At 36.3% G+C, this 19,983-nt stretch carries 17 protein-coding genes; 11 read left to right on the forward strand and 6 right to left on the reverse strand.

The features are described from left to right. Position 1: 1 nt before the first annotated feature. On the reverse strand, positions 2–2,275 hold the full coding sequence (gene dptF / locus ACFODW_RS06385) for a DNA phosphorothioation-dependent restriction protein DptF (protein WP_390304419.1): 2,274 nt from the start codon (positions 2,273–2,275) through the stop codon (positions 2–4). A 169-nt stretch (positions 2,276–2,444) separates the two neighbouring features. Here dptF and dndB point away from each other — a divergent pair, with 169 nt between their 5' ends. Genes dndB through ACFODW_RS06410 form a run of 5 tightly spaced genes read left to right on the forward strand, consistent with a single transcriptional unit; the run spans position 2,445 to position 8,654 of the window. After that, positions 2,445–3,545: a DNA sulfur modification protein DndB gene (dndB, locus tag ACFODW_RS06390; RefSeq protein ID WP_390304421.1), complete on the forward strand. Its 1,101-nt coding sequence runs from the start codon at positions 2,445–2,447 to the stop codon at positions 3,543–3,545. Beyond that, positions 3,542–5,107 carry a DNA phosphorothioation system sulfurtransferase DndC gene (gene dndC, locus ACFODW_RS06395; protein WP_390304423.1) on the forward strand — a complete coding sequence of 522 codons (1,566 nt, stop codon included), beginning with the start codon at positions 3,542–3,544 and terminating at the stop codon, positions 5,105–5,107. Before dndB ends, dndC begins: the two co-directional genes overlap by 4 nt. Positions 5,108–5,136: 29 nt before the next feature. Further along, positions 5,137–7,140, forward strand: coding sequence for a DNA sulfur modification protein DndD (gene dndD, locus ACFODW_RS06400; protein ID WP_390304425.1), 2,004 nt, complete (start codon positions 5,137–5,139; stop codon positions 7,138–7,140). Beyond that, positions 7,140–7,532: a DndE family protein gene (locus ACFODW_RS06405; protein WP_390304427.1), complete on the forward strand. Its 393-nt coding sequence runs from the start codon at positions 7,140–7,142 to the stop codon at positions 7,530–7,532. The genes dndD (ACFODW_RS06400) and ACFODW_RS06405 overlap by 1 nt, the downstream gene beginning before the upstream one ends. A gap of 3 nt (positions 7,533–7,535) precedes the next feature. Then, the gene (locus tag ACFODW_RS06410; protein ID WP_390304429.1) at positions 7,536–8,654 is read left to right on the forward strand and encodes a cysteine desulfurase family protein; all 1,119 of its coding nucleotides are present in this window, start codon (positions 7,536–7,538) and stop codon (positions 8,652–8,654) included. 31 nt (positions 8,655–8,685) lie between these two features. Here ACFODW_RS06410 and ACFODW_RS06415 read toward each other — a convergent pair whose 3' ends face one another. From ACFODW_RS06415 to ACFODW_RS06430, 4 genes are read right to left on the reverse strand one after another with little or no spacing between them, the layout of a single operon-like run. Beyond that, entirely contained in the window at positions 8,686–9,150 is a 465-nt protein-coding gene (locus ACFODW_RS06415) for a DNA phosphorothioation-associated protein 4 (RefSeq protein WP_390304431.1), read from the reverse strand. A 5-nt stretch (positions 9,151–9,155) separates the two neighbouring features. Next, entirely contained in the window at positions 9,156–11,135 is a 1,980-nt protein-coding gene (locus ACFODW_RS06420; protein WP_390304433.1) for an AAA family ATPase, read from the reverse strand. Beyond that, on the reverse strand, positions 11,135–11,302 hold the full coding sequence (locus ACFODW_RS06425) for a hypothetical protein (RefSeq protein WP_390304435.1): 168 nt from the start codon (positions 11,300–11,302) through the stop codon (positions 11,135–11,137). The genes ACFODW_RS06420 and ACFODW_RS06425 overlap by 1 nt, the downstream gene beginning before the upstream one ends. Before the next feature lie 15 nt (positions 11,303–11,317). Beyond that, positions 11,318–12,679: a DEAD/DEAH box helicase family protein gene (locus tag ACFODW_RS06430; protein ID WP_390304437.1), complete on the reverse strand. Its 1,362-nt coding sequence runs from the start codon at positions 12,677–12,679 to the stop codon at positions 11,318–11,320. Between the two features lie 142 nt (positions 12,680–12,821). On the opposite strand from ACFODW_RS06430, the gene ACFODW_RS06435 reads away from it, so the two are divergent. The 3 genes from ACFODW_RS06435 to ACFODW_RS06445 are packed head-to-tail and all read left to right on the forward strand — an operon-like array spanning position 12,822 to position 15,378. Continuing rightward, complete coding sequence (locus ACFODW_RS06435; RefSeq protein WP_390304439.1) at positions 12,822–13,016, forward strand: hypothetical protein; 195 nt, start codon at positions 12,822–12,824, stop codon at positions 13,014–13,016. After that, the gene (gene dndD, locus ACFODW_RS06440) at positions 13,013–15,019 is read left to right on the forward strand and encodes a DNA sulfur modification protein DndD (protein WP_390304441.1); all 2,007 of its coding nucleotides are present in this window, start codon (positions 13,013–13,015) and stop codon (positions 15,017–15,019) included. Before ACFODW_RS06435 ends, dndD (ACFODW_RS06440) begins: the two co-directional genes overlap by 4 nt. Next, positions 15,019–15,378, forward strand: a complete 360-nt coding sequence (locus tag ACFODW_RS06445; RefSeq protein WP_390304443.1) for a hypothetical protein — start codon at positions 15,019–15,021, stop codon at positions 15,376–15,378. The genes dndD (ACFODW_RS06440) and ACFODW_RS06445 overlap by 1 nt, the downstream gene beginning before the upstream one ends. A gap of 132 nt (positions 15,379–15,510) precedes the next feature. Here ACFODW_RS06445 and ACFODW_RS06450 read toward each other — a convergent pair whose 3' ends face one another. Beyond that, positions 15,511–16,905, reverse strand: a complete 1,395-nt coding sequence (locus tag ACFODW_RS06450) for a M20/M25/M40 family metallo-hydrolase (protein WP_390304445.1) — start codon at positions 16,903–16,905, stop codon at positions 15,511–15,513. Between the two features lie 265 nt (positions 16,906–17,170). Between ACFODW_RS06450 and bioA the strand changes: the two genes are divergently transcribed. From bioA to ACFODW_RS06465, 3 genes are all read left to right on the forward strand, one after another. Further along, positions 17,171–18,544: an adenosylmethionine--8-amino-7-oxononanoate transaminase gene (bioA, locus tag ACFODW_RS06455; protein WP_390304447.1), complete on the forward strand. Its 1,374-nt coding sequence runs from the start codon at positions 17,171–17,173 to the stop codon at positions 18,542–18,544. Further along, positions 18,525–19,253, forward strand: coding sequence for a dethiobiotin synthase (gene bioD / locus ACFODW_RS06460; RefSeq protein WP_390304449.1), 729 nt, complete (start codon positions 18,525–18,527; stop codon positions 19,251–19,253). The genes bioA and bioD overlap by 20 nt, the downstream gene beginning before the upstream one ends. 72 nt (positions 19,254–19,325) lie before the next feature. Continuing rightward, positions 19,326–19,922, forward strand: a complete 597-nt coding sequence (locus tag ACFODW_RS06465) for a biotin transporter BioY (RefSeq protein WP_390304451.1) — start codon at positions 19,326–19,328, stop codon at positions 19,920–19,922. Positions 19,923–19,983: the final 61 nt, after the last annotated feature.

Consider the following 19,983-nt stretch of genomic DNA (forward strand, 5'->3'; position numbering starts at 1 on the left):
TTTAATTTTCCACCTTCTCAAATGCAAATGATCCAATAAAGTCTTTTTCTAGAGTAAATAACTCTTTTTCTCCATGGAAATGTATTAATAGGTCTGATGTTTTCGATATATTAATCAGCTGGTCCATAAACGTAATAAACGCGAGACCATCTTCATAATCCTTCTTGTTTGGTCTATAACCATTAGACACCTTAGATAATAACTCAAATAATGGATAATCAATTTCTAATTCAACAGTCTCTTTTTTTGATTGATCCATAAACCTCAAATTAAGTGTTGTATTAAAGGAATCTAACTCCTCTTTTGTTGACTTTCTATTTTGATTTGGTGAGGGGATAAAATCGATTTTCTGTGCAACCCTGTATGCCTCAGTCATGTTATTAATATAAATGTACCCCTTTTTAGGTGAGCCTTTCCAAGCGAAGATTGCCTTCCTAACACTCTCATATATGTCTCTAATAATACCTTTTCCGCCTCTATTGTATCCATATAAATAACGGACATATTGCTGCATAGCCGGTCTTTCTAGTTCTTCTTGAATTAATGGGTCCGTCAGGTATGCTGAACGTATAAACGACTTTGTCAGAGATTGAAAGGATTCATCCTCTAGAGTGTTTTCTTCACTATCTAATAGAGTAGAGAAAGGTTCAAAAACTTTCTTATAATTATCATCTTTAATGAACGATTCTATTACTTTATTAAAGTTTTGTGTGCTATAAATGCTGTTAATAATTTCATCAATCATCCGGGAACGCTGGTGTATTGGATCATACTTCTGCATTCCATCGATAAGATCACTCCGCCCTTGTCGATTAAACAAAAGTGATGGCAGCGTATATTTAATACGTTCAAACTCTGTCATATTCTCAATGCGGATATCCTTTAAATTAGTCTCAGTTGGGACTAGGATATCAGCAATAAAATTCAAGAAAGACCTCGTGGAAATAACCATCTTATCTTCTAAAATTAAATTACAGATAAGCTTATTAAGCTCCTTCTTAGTTGACTGATTCGATAACAATTCATAATTAAAATGCACAGCTGTGTAAACATTATTTTTTAAATCTTTTTGGTATGCTTGATAAAAAGGGTTTAAGCTGTCTTTGTTTGTGACTTTGTATAAAATTTCATCAAAATACTTGGAAAATACCTTAGTTTCCATAAGTTGAAATGGTTGATAATCTGAAAAGTTAATAATAGAGAATTGATTTCTTTCAAATACTTCAGTAACTTCATCAGTGAAAAGATTACTATCGTTTATAAATTGTTCAAGATTAGTAAATGTTAAATCATTATGGTCATAAGATATAAAATTATTTAATACTCCTAAATTTATAGCTAAAATTACTTTTTCATCGCCTTCAGTTAAATGTTGATCGCTAAAACCACTCAGTTTCTCTTTTAGTGTTTCCATACTATTTTTATTTGGGGCACTGCTCTCAGTTGCATCGTTTATGATGGTATAATCTTTTATGAGATCAGGTTTATTTTCATTTAAATAGGATAGTAAATGAGACTTACCATCCCCTACACTTCCAGAAAGTAAAATTAACTTCTTTTCTTTTTGGTTAGAACTTTGAAGCTCTTCTTCTAAATTAAACTGAATATTCCTCTCCACATGTAGGTAATTTTTAAAAGCCGAAAAGTTGCCCACGTTTTCCAATGCTTCTTGTGAAGAAGCCTTTAATCTATTTAGTTCTCTAATTAAATAACTTTCGTCAGTTCCTAAGTCACCTTTAATCTCGAAACTATTCTGTTGCGAATCCCCTTCCGTAATCTTAGAACCAGTAAACTTACTAATATGTTGTTTAATAATTTCCTGAATATAATCCTCGTCGATACTTGGGGTAGGCTTAGGTTCAATGTATTCGGGAGTTTCAAAGTCAGGCGACCCATAAACTTCCGCATACCAACCAGCCAATTTGTGCACTTTACGATGTACTTTTAAGGCTGTAATTTGCGAATGTTCCCTTTGTTCATGAACTGCTTTATTTCCATTAAAGCGGAGAAAATCAAAATCCACTTGTAAATCTCTACCAAATATATCTTCCCTATATAATTCATTCAGCATATCATAGAGTTTTGGATAGAAACGTTCATCTTCGACACCAATTTCCATCTTATATATTTCTTTCAGAAGACTTTCAGCAAACTTTCTACCTTGGATTACAGATGAAGTTGCCTCAACATATACTAGTTCATCAACCTTTTGCGAAATCATATATAATGAATGGTTGTATTCTTTTAAGAAACCACAAAACGGTACCTGGGACATATAACCTTACCTCCGAACAAAAATCTATATTATATACAATATTAACATAAAAATAAGGGGACAATAATCGTCAAATAATGTTAAAGATCTCTATTAAAATTATTGAGTTAAAACTCTCTAAGGTTTATAATCAAACTACGATATTACGTACGTAATCAGGAGGATTGACATGGATTTCGGTTTCAGTTATAACTTCCCTGCTATTAAAGGGGTTCAAGCTGGGCAAGAGTATTTTATTGCAATGTGTCCTTTAAGAGTGATACCTAGAATATTCTTATTTAATGAGGAAGAAGTACCACCAAATTACCGAGCTCAAAGAATAATTAACAAAAATAGAATACCAGAAATGACAAATTATATTGTGGACAACAGAGATAATTATGTGTTTTCCTCATTGACCGCTTCTATTGACGGTGAAGTAGAATTCACGTCAGTATCTGAGGAACCCTCATTAAAAGATATGGGTATGCTGACAATCTCATTAGATTCTCGATTCTTAATAAATGATGGACAACATAGACGTGCAGCTATAGAAGAAGCACTCAAACTTAATCCAGAACTAGGCAGTGAAACAATATCAGTTGTGTTTTTTATTGACTCTGGTCTAAAAAGATCCCAACAAATCTTTTCCGACTTAAATCGGCATGCTGTTAATACTACGTCCTCTATTGGCATCCTATATGATCACCGTGATAAACTTGCAATTGCCACACGCACTGTTATTGATAAAAACACCTTTCTAAAAAGATATACAGATCGCGAAAAAGTCTCCCTATCAAAAAATTCTCCTAAAATCATAGCCCTAAATCATATTTTCAATACTAATTTAAAGTTACTAGGAGTGTCAAAAGGGGATAATATCACTGGGGAAGATGAAAAGTTTTTAAATGAGTTCTGGGATCTATTAACAAGCTCTATAACCGAATGGAAACAGGTAATGAATCGTGAGTTGACACCTAAAGAATTAAGAATGAATTACATCGTAGGCCATGGAGTTTTTTTAGAAGCCTTAGGTATTGTTGGTAAAGAACTTAGAGAAACGCATGGAGATAGTTGGAAAACAGTAGTTTCAAATTTAAAAAATATTGACTGGTCAAGAACCAATACTGAGTGCTGGGAAGGCCGGGCAATTAATCATAATGGCAGAGTACAAAAGACCTCCAGTACAATTAAACTAACAGCAATTCAAATAAAAAAATTACTAGGTCTTTCTCTCAGTAAACAGGAATCCCTATTAGAAGACCAGTTTAAGAAAGGAACATCAAAATGAGCGGAATTATTTCACAAGCATTTAATGAGAAAACTACTTTAATAGACGAAGCTAAAGAAGAAATAAAGAGAACCTATATGTCAGACGACCGACCATGGGTAATTGGATATAGTGGCGGTAAAGACTCTACTGTAGTAGTTCAACTTGTCTTTGAAGCTTTACGTGAACTACCAAGTAACCAATTAACCAAAAAGATTCATGTAATTTCTTCAGATACATTAGTAGAAACGCCTCTCATCATACAATCTATTAACACGACATTACGTCGCATTGAAGATAAAGCAATTGAATTGAATTTACCGATTGAAACACACAAGGTGAAACCAATGGTTGAGCAATCATTCTGGGTTAATATAATTGGGAAAGGTTATCCCTCCCCCAATCAACAATTTAGATGGTGTACAGACCGTTTAAAAATAGATCCTGCTAATCAATTCATTAAGGATAAAGTTAATGCCTTTGGAGAAGTAATCATGGTCCTAGGAGTACGTGAAAGCGAAAGTGCTACAAGAGCGAACGTCATTAAATCACATTCTGTCGAAGGTAAAGTTTTAATGAGACATTCTACTCTTACTAATGCATATGTATATGCCCCTATCAGGAGATTTGATTTAGATGAAGTATGGAACTACCTATTAAACTTCGAATCCCCCTGGGGAGACGATAACTACGAACTCCATCGGTTATATAAAGAATCAGGCAGTGGTGAATGCCCTTTAGTAGTTGATAAAACTGTAAAAGAATCTGCAGGATCTTGTGGTAATTCAAGATTTGGGTGCTGGGTGTGTACGGTGGTTAATGAAGACAAAGCATTAAGTGGTTTCATTGATAGCGGACATGACTGGATGAAGCCATTACTTGACTTTAGAAATTGGTTAGCCTCCATACGTGATGATCGAACAAGGCGTATGAAATATCGTATGAATGGTCAGGTTTACTTTAGACCCATGCAGGTTAAAGAGATTGATGGTAAAGATTATGTCATTATCCCGAAAAAAGGAAGCCGTAGAAAGGACCTTATTCCTTTAGAACAATTTGATGTTATTGAGAAAAGTGAACTGAAACAATATCTAAATAAAAATAATATTGATCTCTCTTCTTCTGATGACCCTATGGTATTAATTAAAGATAAAAAACAGAATTTATGCCGTCTTGGTTTAGGGGCCTTTACACTCGAAGCCCGAATGGAAATATTGCAAAAACTCCTAGAAGTTCAGAGAGATTTGACTCACCCATTTGATGATGAGTATGACCTAATTAAAGAAGAAGAATTAAAAGAAATTAGAAAGATATGGTTTAATGATGGAGACTTTGAAGATTCTCTTCCTAAAATTTATCGAGGTGTATTTGGTGAAGATTTAAATTGGGAAAAAGATGAACGATTGATCTTTGACCAAGATGAATTACATCAACTTGAAATGATGTGCCAAGAAGAAGGTTTAGACTTTAAACTTGTTAAGAAGCTTCTACTAATAGAGAAAGATTATACAGGGTACAAGGTGCGCCGTGGTTTAATGGATCAGTTATCATCCGCTTTACAGCAAGATTATTTGCATCTCTAACGTGCTCCGTTTGAAAGGAATAAGTAGTCATGATTTTAAAGAAAATTATTTTAAATAATATTGGCCCCTATGAGGGTAAAAACATTTTTGATTTGCATACCGATGATAGGTTAAATACTGTTTTAATTGGAGGTAAAAATGGTTCCGGAAAAACCACATTCCTCAATAGTGTAAGATTAGCTTTATATGGCCCTTTAGCTTACAAGAAAAAAACAGTAACCCCTGATTATTTAAAGAAGATAAAGTCTTTAATGAATGCTAACGCTATGAAGCAACAAAACGGTTCTTTAAAAGAGTATGAAAATGAGTTTTATATTCAAATAGACTTTACCATAATAGAAAGTTTCCAACGTATTAACGTTTCTATTATAAGAAGTTGGACCATCGGCCCTAATATTAAAGAAAATGTAAGTGTCATTAAGGAAGGTGTGGAAGTTAGTGAAGTTGAAAAAGATCAATTCTTTTCTCATTTACGAACAACTTTCCCCCCTTCCTTATTAGAGCTATGTTTTTTTGATGGGGAGGAAATTTCGCATCTTACAGATGAAGATAACTTATCTCAATATCTCAAAGTCCTGTCATCAAAGATATTTAACTTAGATTTATTTCAAAACTTAGAGCAAGACATGTATGCTTACCTGGATCAGAGCTCTACATCTAAAGAACAAACACGTTTAGAACAAGAAGAAAAAGAGTACGAAGAAGCACTCAACCAAAGCATTCGCGACTTACAAGAAGTTAGAGGTCAAATTGAGAATACTGAAAGTGAAATAACGGTAAGTAAACAAAGATATAACAAAGTGAAGAATGACTTTTCCCTACATGGTGGCATTGCTTATGAAGAAAGGACAAGACTCCAGGAAAAAATTAATGAAATTGAAGTCAATAGAAAACATATAAATGAAAAAATCAAAGAGTTTATTGCAAACGAGTTACCTTTCTTTATTGCTTTTCCACAGCTATATAAATTAGTAGTGCAATTAAAGAATGAAGAGGAATTTCATGTCTCTAATATATTAAAAAATAAGATAGATAAACTTCCAGTAAATCAAATTATGGGTGAGCTAGGAGTACAATCAACTAACAATACTGAAGAAAAATTAAAAGAAAGTCTCGTTACCCACTTAGCAAAAACAGAAGAAGTCAATATCATTCATAATGCTTCTAAGACAGAAGCACAGCAAGTGTATAATTTACTATCTCAAACAAGTATCAACAGGTTAAACGTGATAGTTTCTCTAATTCAGGAAAATCAGAAGTTACTATCTGATGTACAATCTAATAAGAAAAAGTTAAAAGATAACGAAGAGTCGCCGGAATTCGCTGATATGATCCAAAGCATGGAAGAATATACTCGCTCCATTAGTGAGCTAGAAGAACGCTTGAATTCTTTAAAGAACCAAGAGAATGAACTAAGAAATGAAATCGAAATAGTTAATAAAAAATTCGAAAAAATAAAGCAGCAATTATATAAAATTAGAAAGACAAAGTCCTCTTTTGATGAATCCCAGAAAATCATTCAAATCAGCCAAAGATTTCAACAACATCAGTTGAGAAATAAAATAAAAGATATTGAGTACTTTTCTTCTAAGATGTTTAAAGAATTAATAAGAAAAAAAGAATTTATCCACCATATACTCATTGACCCAAAGACCTTCCAACTCAGCATATTGGACCACAACAGCGAAAGAATTGATAAAGATATCCTATCAGCAGGTGAAAAAGAATTATTAGCCCTCTCCATTATTTGGGGAACTATCATGTCATCGAAAAAAGAGCTCCCTCTGATTCTGGACACTTTATTAGGTAGACTGGATAATGAACACAAACACTCTATTGTAACTAATTTACTCCCTAAGTTCGGTGTTCAGAATATCGTTCTGTCTACAGATTCTGAGATTGACGCAAATTTATATAAAGACCTTAAGTATACTATAGCGAATGTCTATACGCTTAACTATGATTCGTCTAATAGAAAAACTGAAATAGAACGACACTTCTTTAACCTGGAAAATGAAAAGGTGACTAAGTAATGAATTTCCGATTAAAAACTACAGCTAATACAGGTGAATTCTTAAAAAACCTGCAAAATTCTACCGGACTGACTCCAAACCTTTTAGCGAGGATCGCTATTTCTCTATCAGTAATAATAACTGATGAACCCGAGGAAGTTTCTTCAGATAGTCAAGGACTTGAATTTAATAGGAATACATTAACCGGTGATCGTGATTACTTTTATAAAGCATTAATTAGACAACATGCATTAAGAGATGTTAGTGAGGAAGAATACTTCCCTAACCTGTTTAATGCCCACCTAACCCGTGGAGTTAAATTACTTAATGAAGAATATAAACATGCGGGTAATTATGATAAGCTCCTTAAAAACCTTCTAAAGCTATCGGAAGAAAATCTAAAGGAGGCTTAGTAGATGCTATATCTTGATAATAGTGCCACAACCCCTATATTGCCTGAGGTTAAAGATAAAATGATTACCTATCTCACTGAAGAATATGGGAATCCTTCAGGCAAATATTATGATTTAGCAATTAATGCGGAAGCAGCAGTTAAGGATGCGAGAAAGCAACTCTCTAAGTTATTAAACTCTGATGAAAAAGAGGTAATTTTTACAAGTGGGGCCACGGAAAGTAACAACATAGTCTTAAAAGGTGTCGCTCAATATTATTCTTCGCAAGGAAAGCATATTATTACCTCCAAAGCGGAGCACAGCGCGGTATTAGAAGTATGTGAATACTTGGAAGAAAGTGGGTTTGAAGTCACTTATTTAGATGTCGACCAGTTCGGCAGAATCAATAGTAAAGACCTTAAAAAGGCTATACGTCAAGACACTATCTTAGTGTCAATTATTTGGGGTAATAATGAGTTAGGGTCCTTGAACGATATAAAAGCTATAGCCAGCGTTTGTCACGAAAAAGGTGTGTTCTTACATACTGATGCTACCCAAGTTATAGGTAAAATCCCTATTAATTGGCAAGAGATTGAGGGACTTAGTTTTTTATCATGCTCCGCTCATAAAATGCACGGGCCAAAAGGCGTTGGAGCATTAACTATTAGAAAAGATCGATATGGTAAGTTAATCCCCCTTACCCCCCTTTTTCATGGAGGTGGACAGGAAGAAGGTATTAGAAGTGGAACCTATTCCGTTCATAATATAGTGGGCATGGGGGAAGCAGCAAGGATAGCAAATAACAACTTAGAGAAGAATAAAAAGCACTTAAAACTACTTGAAGATAAATTAATTGAGATATTAACCAACAAATTTAGTGAAAATATAACGTTAAATTCAGATAGCAAAAATAAGATACCGGGAGTCATCAATGTACGGTTTATAGGACTTAATAATGAAGTATTATTAAAAAAGCTTTCTCCTCTCATCGCTGCGTCTACCGGTTCAGCTTGTAGTAGTGCGAAGCCCTCACATGTTTTGCAGGCAATAGGGCTAAACCTCAAAGAAGTCAGAGAGTCTATCCGTTTTTCTTTTTCTCCTTACACGAATATTGAAGATGTTAATATATTTAAAGAACTGTAAGAAAAAGCAAGGCACAGGCCTTGCTTTTTTCTTATAAGTTTAGATTCTCTTTCAACCTTTTCTTTTTTAATTGTTGCTCATTCTGTATTTCTTCAAATTCCTGGAGGTAATCGATAATATTTTGTAAAGCATTCTTTTCATCTTCCATCACCAATTTATATATTATTTCTGCTCCTCCAGCTGCATACTCTTCTGCTATTGTTAGCTTTTCAACAAAATGTTCTTCTGTGTGACTATTAAGCAGCATAAAGTTTTGTGTTTCCAAGAATGCTATCATGTTAATAATTGGTTCGTCCGTCCGCTCTTTAAAAACCTGCCAATGCAACTGCTCAGACGTGTCTTTAAAAGGATGTCTCCTTTCTTCCAAGTAACCTACTACAAGGGATAACATAAACAGGTCTTTATAGGACTCAAAAATTCCAAATTCATTTTTATCCGTTAACTTTGTATATATGTGTTCTTGCTCTTTTGGCCTTCTTATCCTCCTATTGAACATTCCTTTTACCACCTTTTAATCTCTGTATATTCAAATTCTTCATCGCTATTTTGTCTAGGATCGTGATATTGTAGAAGATATTGATTATCAATATAAGGAGTAAGGGATTGTTCCACCTCACCCTTCCATTGTGAGGTAGACACTATTACAATAATTTGATCCGATAGCCTATGAATGCCTTTAGCTACTCTTTCTCTATGGTCAGAGTCCAGTGCTCCAAATGGTGAATCCATTACCAAGGGGTAAATTCCACCTTCGTTAATGACATTAGAGGACTTCTTATGGTAATGCTTGCGAGCAATATCTACTATTGCACCAATAAAGGATAAACTTGTTATTTGTCTTTCGCCTTGAGACAAAGGAACCTTTTCGTCATAAAAATTACTTACGTTCAGCTTAAAATCATCCGATAAGGAAATTTTGAAACCTTTTCTTAAGAAATTACCGTAGACCTCTTGAATTTTTTCCTGGAGATCCGTTTTCACTTCTTCTTCTTTAAGAGAATATATTTTCTGCATGATGCCTGTAATCTTTTCGCACGTATCTAACCTTCTCTTAGCCAATTGAGCCTTATCCTCAATTTGCTGCTGTTTATCTATTTGCATAGTAACCTCTTTAAACTCTTTCGCAACTTCTTTTATACTATGCTCTATTACACCTAACCTCTTTTGATACTCATTCAACTGGCTTTGGTAATGTCTTCGGTTAGCCTCCAAATCAGCTACATTTTCAAAATTTCGATTGCTTAATTCAACACTTATCTCTTCCAGCTTATTTTCCGTATCCCTTACGTCCTCTTTTAAATTATATTCTGTTTCCTCACTAATTTTAATATCTTCTACAAAGCGCTCTCTTTTATCAAGGACAAGGTCCATTTGAGTATTTAAATTACTTATCATTGCAGCCTGGTTAAACGCTCCCACTTGATCTAACAAACCTGTCAAATGCTCTCTATGATTTTCACATAATTCTTCACCACAGATACAGGTCCCATTTTCTAATATAGAATTAATTAATTGAGCAGTTAGGTCAGGATATACATTCCTTTGCTCCTGTTCATCCTCTGAAAACGTCGTTTTAACTTTTGCAGCCAAAATGTGACTCATGGCGAGATACCCATTCTTACTGACAGATTTCCGCAAATTTGTTTGAGTTTGATTCAAACTTTCTTTTAAATCAGCTAAACTTTCTTCTAACTGTTTTCGTTCCTGCTGTTTTTCACTAATTCCTTTTACAGAAGTTAATTGTTGATCAATATCAGCAATTTGTTTTGTTCGTAATTTAACATTTTGATTAACTTGTTGCTCTTCCTTCTCCAAGTCTTGCTGCCGATACTTCAGGCGTTCCTGTTCATCAAGTAATCCTTTTGTTTTTTCATCTGCAAAACTGGCCCATTCTTTTTGAAAATCTCTCCTGGCATCTTCCGTATGTCGAATTCCACGATCTATGATTTCAAGGTCCATTACGGTTTTTACTGCTTCCTTTATCTCATCGTTATCATTATGCTTTGATAAGTTATCGATTCTTTCCCCATCAAAGAAGAAATAATTTCTTAAGTTGCTTGGTAATATCCTATTGATTTCTATAGATGGATTACTCAACTGTTTTAACTTCCCATCTTCATAATACTGAAGCAATACTTGTTCTCCTTCGCTTCTTAACCTATTACCAAACTTCGTTCCTTCACTACTTCTTTTTAATATATAGTCAACTTCTTTTGAGGCAAACTCCATCTCTACATACATTTCAACTTTCCTACCGTCTGGAGCTGATTCAGCTGCATAACTATTGGTTAACTTGTTGGAATCTGGAAGCTCCGCTTCTCCATACAAGCACCAATTAAATGCATTAAGTAAAGCAGTCTTTCCAGAACCATTCTCCCCATGGATCACAGTAACGTTCTTTTTTCCACTAGTATTAAACTCCATCGATTGTGTTCCGTAATATTGCCGAAAGTTATGTAGGGTGATTTTTTTAATAATCATTACTTCACCCCCTCTTTAATAAAGTTATAAATATCTTTTTTTATAGAAGTTCCTTGTAAAGACTTACGATGCAACAGCTCTTTCTCAGCCTTAACTATTTTCATAAAAATCTCTTGCTCATGATCTTCTAATTCATCTAAAATCCGATATAAATCATTTTCGTTCATTTAAACACCTTCTCCCTAAATATCTAACAAGTTAAATTCTTTCTTTAGTTCCCAGATAACATCTTCTGCTTGCGGTCCATTTATTGCCAAATCAGAGAATTCTTTAAAACGCAGGAATTCTTTCTTAAGTTGGTTTCTTACCATGTTATAAAAATGATCCATACCTTCCGATATATCTTGGATATCTGGCGGTACGACAATGAAGTCAAAGATAGTAGCACTATCCTTACCAGTGTGTTTTCTTAATACTCTCCCTCTTCTCTGAATAAATTCCTTAGGATTTCCGGAACTAGCGATTAAATAAGCGTGCTTTGTTGCTGGCACATCAATGCCTTCATCTAAACATTTTATGGCAACAAGGGCTTCTACCTCGCCGGACTCAAACGTAGATAATAATTCATCTCTTTCATGATTAGATTCATCAGATGTAAATCGTTTGGCATTAACGTTGAACTTTTTCCTCAGCGTTTTCAGGATAGCATCCACTTGTCGCTCTTCTTTATGTTTTCCATCACCACAGTAGAATAACGAATGCTTATGAACACCTTTTTCACTTAGTAAATCAATTAACTCATATATCTTATTCTCAGCAGAGTAAATAATCCTAGCCCTTTTCAAAGCCAGTCTCTCCATGGAATCTTTCGCGTCTGAGTCTTCTTTTGATCTATAGTACAATTTTTTTATTTTATTGGTTAGCTCTATATACTCCTCTGTCTCTTCCTCATTTAGATGAACCAACCGAGGGTAGTAATAATATTTAGTCAGAAATCCTTGCTTTATGGCATCTTTCAATGAAAATGAATATACCACCTTGTTACCAAAATAACTAATAAGATTTTCGGTACCTTCTTCATCCATCCATCTTATAGGAGTTGCTGTAAGTGCCACCCTGTATGAAAATTTATGAGGCAAATGCTTATTTAGTTGTTTAGCTCCAAAATAATGCGCCTCATCTATAATAAGTAATGTATTTTCGGCCATCTTTGGTATTCTGTTCTGAAAAGGAGCCATAGAAAACGTGGCATTTGTTGTCACAGTCACTACTATGTCAGTTACCCCTTTATTATATGCTCTAATAGCGTCGTCTAATTGAGGCATCCATACTTTAGACTTTTGATAAGCCTTTATAGGTTTCAAACCAAAGTTACGGCACTCTTTCATCCATTGTGAAGAAAGTTGACTAAACGGAGTTACGATTACGATATTAAGGCGACTTTTTCGCTTTAATAGTTCATTAGCTAAAGCAAGTGCTGTAATTGTTTTACCTGTGCCTGTTGCCATTTCCAAAAGTCCTTGGCTATCATTTGCAAACCAATTTTGAATTGCTTCCCTTTGATAGTCCCGCATTTTTATAAATCCTGGCAGTTCGAAAGTCATATGTTCACACTCCTACCTATATATATCCATTTTATCAAATAAGCCCAGATAATTGTTAACTACTCCTATCTTTAAGTCTTGTTTTATTACCTAAATGATTAGTAAAATAGAAGTAGTGTAAACTCATAAAGGAGACGATTTCGTGCACTATAAAGAAAGGTTATTAATACACGAACTGGTAAAAAAGTATAATATTAATTCTGAAATGGTTTTAAAACTTTTAAAGGAGTCAAAAATGACATCCTATGAAAATGTTAAAGACTCCGAAAAAATTTCTGAAATAGAAAATCTCATATCTTTTTATATAAAGATGGAACAAAAGGGTGAATCCAAATGAGGTTCAAAAAGTTAATATTCGAAAACTATAAAACCTATTACGGAAAACAAGAAGTAGACCTTACAATAACTGATGATGATAAAAAAGAAGGACGGAATATCATCTTGTTAGGTGGTTTGAACGGGGCAGGCAAAACCACCATACTAAAAGCAATTCGGTATGCTTTATTCGGTAAGCGGGGAATCACCAAAACAGAGCAAGAGCGATTACTAGCAAACACCATTAATAATACATATTTTGAGGAAGGAGGCCGCGACTCCTCGGTCACACTAACTTTGAGTATGGATTCAGGTGAAGAGTGGCGTTTAAAAGTAAAGTGGAGATTCAATTCTCAAAAAAATAATACAGGCGAGGACCGAGAAATTTACATTAAAAGACCAGGTGTATCACAAGAAAGAAAGCTGAATGTTACGGATATTTCATCATATAATCATTTTATTGATCGAATAATTCCATATAATGCAGCTCCCTTTTTTATCTTTGACGGGGAAGAAATTAAAGACCTGATTATGAAGCAAGATAGCAATGAGATGAAAAAAGCAATTCATAAAATTACTGGGTTAGATAGTTATAAAATCTTAGTAAATAATCTGAATTCCTTAGAATCAAAATTATATAAAAAGCTTTCTTCCGCAACTAATAAAAAAACGCTTGATAAACATAAAGAAGAGTTAGATTCATTGGAGTCAGAAGTCGTTAAATACGAAAACTACATTAAAAGATCAAGGGATGAAATACAAAAAATTGATGAAGAAATCAAAGAGACTACTGAGAATAGAAATCAAAAGATTACTAATAACTCAAAATCAAGGGAAACGCTCGTAAGAAAACAAGCTCAAATCTCTACTAAATTAGAGCTCAAGAAGACGGAGTTAAATGATTATTACAGTGATAATATTCTTTATATTATTCTTAGTGAAGAATTAAAAAACCTAAAACAAGAAATTAACAATGAAAAAAAAGCTAAGAACAATAGAATTATGCGGGAAAATGCTCTAGAGCCTTATAATAGATTTATAAATAACTTACTAGGTAAAGAAATTGATCCACCATTAACAGAAAAGCAACTAGACCAAATTAAGAGAATTGGCGAAATGGTATGGTTGGATGAAGACCACACTCCCAATAGTGAATTACAAGAACTGCATGATTTATCTTTTAAAGAGGAAACTATACTTAAAAACATCCCAAGTGTAGACAAAAATTATCTGTTCCGGCTGAAAAGTGAAGTTTCTGATTTACAGCTGCAATATGGTGAATTAGAAACAGAAATTTTATCTGCTCCGGAATCCGTGGACATTGAAAAGGAAACAAAAAAGATAGCGATGCTTCAAGAGAAACGAGGAGTGCTTAATTCCAATGTACGTAAAGCATTCAAAAAACTCACACCCTTAAAAGAAAAGGTTACTAACACTAAAAATAAATTAACCAGACTTTCCTCAAGTGATGTATCTTCCGAAGAATTAACGATAAAAGTAGATTATACTACCCGTACAAAATTATTTGCAGAGGAATTTTTAACCAGAGCAACCAAATTAAAAGCTCAAATGATCAGAGATGAATTCGACTCTATGCTAAAAAAACTCTTCCGAAAAACAAATGAATTTGGAGAAGTCACTTTTGACATAAACAACTATTCAATCAGGCTATACAATGAACGCGGCCAAGAGGTTAGCATATTAGATCGTTCTGCAGGTGAGATGCAAATGATCTCTTCCGCCTTAATCTGGGCACTAATAAAAGCATCTGATCTGGATTTACCAATGGTGATTGATACGCCATTAGGAAGATTAGATAGCATCCATAGAAATCGATTAATTGAACACTATTATAAAGAACTATCTGATCAAGTAATTATTCTTTCCACAGATACAGAGATTACAAGAGAATATGTAGACATGATGAAAAACCACTCCGCCAAACAATATCTCTTAGACTACAACGAAGATCACAATTATACTTTAATCAGAGATGGTTATTTCGATATCGTGGAGGTAAATTAATGGCAAATAGAAAATTAAGTTTATCAAAAGAAGGAAAAGACATTTTAGAAAAGGCAGTAGTATCCCTTGATTTAGAAAGAGCTTTGGTTGTAAAAATGTCGCTTGCAAAAGGAATCGCACACAAGGATGACGTTCAGTTCGATACCAACTCTACTCCTAAATGGACTATCCCAGACATAATTAAAAATAACGAATTTCTGATGTTTAAGCATCTTATCATTAGTAAAAATCGAGAAACTGTTGAAGAGGAAGAACTTTATGGGTTAATGCAATTTTATATAGAAAAAGGAATTCGTGTCATAGGTAAAGAACTTGATAATAAGAATAGCCTTGAAGATAGTAGGTTTGTAATAATTTAATACAATGAAAAAGAAGAGCTAAATTCAAGCACTTTTGAAGAAAAGGAATTACAGAGAAGAAGTTACACCTAGTAGGGAAGAGTGGCAACCTGTGGTGGCGCCACTCTTTCAACTCAGAGTCTTTCAACAGTTTTATTCACCAAATAAGCTCATTACCCGTTCCTCGCGCCTAATCCCTGTCAAAACCCTATTCAACTCTCTTCTTTTTCCAAAGAAGGCCTTTACTAATTTTGCCGTCTCGTAGCAAGCTTCTACATCGAGCACTTCTCTGTCTGTATGCTCGTTATGATAGCCAGCGGATAGGTTTACACTTTGAATTCCGTGCCCTGCCCAAATTTTCGTGTCGCTGCTGCCGCCACTAGTCACTGCCCACTCTCCAAGTCCTGCCTCTTCTGCAACTTCTTCAAAAAATGCTCCATAACTCGGGTGGCAGAAGTCGATATATCCGCCGCATGAGGTGACTATATCACCTTTTCCCCTGCGATCGATGACAATAGCTGCATCCGTCCCCCACAGGAAGTATTCATGCACGTTGCTGGCACCGACTAAGCCGCATTCCTCTTCGACAGAGAAGATGAATTTTACTTTACCACTAAAAGAATCGGTGGAGTGGAGATGCTCTGCAACGTGAAGCAATACAGCTACTCCAGCCCGGTCATCTGCACCGAGAATACCTTTACTGCTGGACCATAAAGGACCTTCTTTGAGGATTTCCCTGTCTTTCTCTATCTCACAGACCGTATCAAGATGTGAGTTCAATAGGATGGTTGGACCCCTCCCGCCTCTATAGGACCTTTCCGCCAATATGTTTCCTACATGATCTACCGTAAGATAATCAACAAACGGAGAAAGTTTCTCTATTACATACCTTCGTACCTTTTCTTCCCTTCCACTTTCCCCAGGGATTGCCAACAGTTCTTCCAAGCTGTGTCGGAAAAGCTGCTCCTTGATAAAATCATGCCCCTTCTCTACCCAGCCGTCTTCGATCAAGCTGAGCTGTTCCGCCAGGTCAAGCAGTTCCGTTTGCTTAAGAGGGAGGTTCATACGATAGGTCACATTCTGGCTTCGCCTCCTAAATAAGCGCTTTTGGCCAACTGCATGAAGCACTCCAGCAAGTGCCTCCATGTTACATTGCTCCGTGAGCAACACATGGGCAGCTCTTCTTCCGTGACCGTCACAGGAGCCGCTCGTGTGGAAGCCGAGTCTGTTCAGCTGGCGGACGATTCCGGAAATGAATATATCTAACTCCTGGACCTTAGGCTCATCAACACCTGGACGAAACCACAATCCTTCTCCGCGGCCACGGTATTTAAAATTAACTGCCTCCAGCCACTCCTCTTCTGCCGGAGAGGCCTTCGGAAGAGCAAGTTTCCCATTATGAAAGGTGTAGTTGACATTTGCTGTATCTAAACACTCTAATAAAAATTCGATATTCAACTCTGTCTCTTTGCCGCAGTCAAACATATTCTCCTTCACTTCTGCCAGTAACCATCCGTGACGCACCAATAATTGATTCCACTTTTTCATGTAACCATCTCCCCTTCGAATTTGTACCCTTATTATCTCAAAAGCCTGTGACACTCCTGTCACAGGCGCAATGGACGTTCAGTGCAAGGAGAGAAACCTTAAAGCTACAAGCCCCGCCCCATTTATATTAAGTAAAGCCTCGATTGGTATGGAAACTTATTTACTGACTCTTTAGAATAATCCATTGACAACAATTTACGCTTTAAGTAAACTTATTGTTAACCAATATTAATTGTTGGTTGACAATAAGTTGAGGAGGGGAAATATGGATTATCATGAAGAGTTAATAGAGAAAAGCAAGAAATATTTGTGGTTGCCGTTTACTCAGATGAAGGATTACGACAAAGATCCGCTTATCATTGAAAGTGGAGAAGGCATCAAGGTGAGGGACACAGAGGGAAAAGAATATTATGATGGCTTCTCCTCTGTCTGGCTGAATGTCCATGGGCATAGAAAAAAAGAGCTGGATGATGCTATTAAAAAGCAGCTCGACAAAATCTCCCATTCTACGTTACTCGGGATGAGTAATGTACCTGCAACGGAACTCGCGGAAAAGCTAGTACATATTGCACCTAAAGGGCTTGACCGTGTTTTCTACTCTGACAGCGGGGCAGAAGCTGTTGAAATTGCTCTGAAAATGGCTTTCCACTACTGGAAAAACAAGGGTGTCAAGGAGAAAAACAAGTTTGTGACAATGACTAACGGTTATCATGGGGACACCGTCGGCGCTGTTAGTGTCGGCGCGGTGGAGATTTATCATAAAGTCTATCAACCACTGCTATTTGATAGTTTCAAAGTTCCGTACCCAAATGTTTATCACCATTCTAGCCGGGACCCGGAAATTTGCCGTGATGAGTGTTTGGATATGCTTGAAAACATCCTTGCAGAACATCATCAAAATATATGCGCCGTGACAGCGGAATCTATGATGCAGGGTGCCGGGGGGATGAACCTCATGCCAGAAGGATATTTATCTGGTGTCGAGAGGTTATGCAAAAAATACAATGTCTTCCTCATCCTTGATGAAGTAGCCACCGGATTTGGCCGGACAGGTGAGATGTTCGCATGTGAACATGAAGGAGTAACACCGGATATTTTAACTGCAGCAAAGGGAATAACAGGTGGCTACCTACCTATTGCAGTTACTCTAGCATCCGAGGAGATTTACCAAGCATTTTATGATGACTATGTCAAATTAAAAACATTATTTCACGGCCATTCTTATACAGGGAATCAGCTGGGATGTGCAGTCGCCCTTGCGAATCTAGATTTATTTGAAAAGGAATATATCATTGATAGTGTCCGGCAAAAGTCCAAAATAATCAAAGAAGAATTATATGGCCTTCTCGAATTAAAACATGTCGGAGACGTCAGGCAATTAGGCTTTATGGCCGGCGTGGAACTTGTAGCGGATAAAGAAACACGGGAAAATTTCCCGTTTGAAGAACGTACAGCCTACCATGTCACATTAAAAATGCGCGAACTTGGGTTGCTGTCTCGTCCGGTTGGGGACACACTTGTCTTTATGCCGCCATTGTCCAGCACAGAAGCAGATATTCGGGCAATGGTAGCCATTATGAAATCAGCTATCCAAAGCGTAACGGAGGGTAATAAGACATATGCTGACAAAACCAACTAGCTCACCATTCCAAGACAGGCACCGTAAACAAGGAGGCTTGTTCATCACTGGAACAGACACTGGAATTGGGAAGACTTTCGTCACAGCTGGAATAGCCGCTTCGTTAAAAAAGCAAGGTGTGGACATCGGTGTATTTAAGCCTATGTTAAGCGGAGATGATCGAAATAACCCAGAGAGTGATGCTGGTATTTTAAAAATAATGGCTGAAGACAGCACTCCTATCGAGCAAATTACCCCTTTCCAATTTAAGGAGCCTCTCTCGCCTTATGAAGCAGCAAAACAGGAAGGAAGAATTATCACAATGGATGATATTGTGTCTGAGTGGAACAAAGTTCGGGTCAACCATGACTTTTTCCTTGTGGAAGGTGCCGGCGGACTTGCCGTTCCATTAGGAGAAAATTACCTTGTCGGAGATCTCGCGAAAGTAATTGGATTTCCACTGGTTATTGTGGCAAGGCCAAACCTTGGTACAGTCAATCACACATTACTAACCATTTCTTATGCAAAAAAACTGGGGTTAGAAATCGCCGGCATTATCATCAACGGAATAAACAGAACAACAGAGGATCCCAGTGTCCAAACCAATGCTGGAACTCTCAGCGAATTTACGGATATCCCTGTACTAGGGGAAATTCCATGGGTTCAAATGCCCGATAAGGAAGCTATTTGTAAAGTGATTGAAGATAATATTACATTCCAGCCATTTTAAAGGTCGGTCCTATACTAAACTATAAAATATACTAGGCGGATTCCATGTGTTCATTAAAAGGAGTGAATGTTTTTGAAATCAAAATCAAGATATCGAACCATTGATTTAACGATGATCAGTATGTTTGTGGCTTTAACTGCAGTCGGGGCAAATATCACCTCTTTCGCCCCATTCCTGCAAATAGGCGGTGTACCAATCACGTTGCAGACATTTTTTGCTATTCTGGCAGGCGCCATTCTTGGCAGCCGGCTCGGAGCCATCGCCATGACTGTCTATGTGCTTTTGGGCTTGGCTGGTTTGCCGATTTTCGCCGGTTTCAAAGGTGGACTAGCCGCTGTCATGAGTCCTACATTCGGCTTTATCCTTTCTTTCATTCTAGTAGCTTACGCAACCGGAAAATGGATTGAATGGATGAAGAGCACAAGAATTGCAACATATGTTACTGCCGCATTTATCGGACTGATTTTCAACTATGTTCTTGGAACAGGGCATATGTATCTTGCATTGAACTTTTTAGCTGGAGACCCAGAGGGTATCACTTATTTGCATACTTGGATTATCATGGCCGCTTATTTGCCTGTGGATGCGCTAACCATTTTAGCAGCTGGACTCGTGGCACCGAAAATTCATCATGCATACAAGAGGAAGGATACACCGATTGCTGCATAAAAGAAAGGACACCCCCTCCTCCTAAGCTCTAAAACTATTCTCGCTAACATGTTAATAGAAA

Origin of the sequence: Virgibacillus sediminis (genome assembly GCF_042643265.1) — a bacterium.
In the GTDB taxonomy this organism is placed as follows: domain Bacteria; phylum Bacillota; class Bacilli; order Bacillales; family Amphibacillaceae; genus Virgibacillus_O; species Virgibacillus_O sediminis.